Consider the following 538-nt stretch of genomic DNA (forward strand, 5'->3'; position numbering starts at 1 on the left):
GGTAGAAACCGCGCAACTGGCTGACACGCTGGTAGCGGTTGCCGGTGAACGCCAGGTCGACGAACAGGCACAGGCGCTCGCCGATCTGCCCCAGTTGATGCGGGAAGTCGAGGATGCGGCCACGGCGCTGGGTGTCGCGCTCCTGGTGCATGCGCATKATCACCTGGCTGTTGAGGCGACGCAGCAGCTCTTCGAACTCGGCGCGCAGCACGGCCACATCGGTGCCGCTCTGCTCTTTGCGGAAGCTGGTGCCGAGGACCTGATCGCTTTCTTCGCGGGTCAGTTGATCGAAGAACTCGTCGAAACCGAGCAGTCGATCGGCCTTGCTCAACACCAGATAAATCGGCACATCGACGTGCAGTTTCTGATGCACGTCTTGCAGGCGCGCACGCACCTGGCGGGCCAGGGTTTCGAGGTCCTGCTCGCTGCCGCCCAGCAGGGTTTCCACCGGAATAGTCACCAGCACGCCGTTCAACGGGCGGTTGCGGCGACGCTTGCGCAGCAGGTCGAGCAAGGTGCTCCAGGCACTGCCATCGAC

General features: G+C 63.7%; 1 protein-coding gene. It reads right to left on the reverse strand.

Annotated elements, in window-relative coordinates:
* A partial coding sequence (locus tag AC1DF0_RS32065; RefSeq protein WP_477577600.1) for a type VI secretion system protein occupies window positions 1–538 on the reverse strand: 538 nt, incomplete at both ends.

The sequence above is a fragment of the Paenibacillus sp. 05T425 genome (assembly GCF_056396205.1).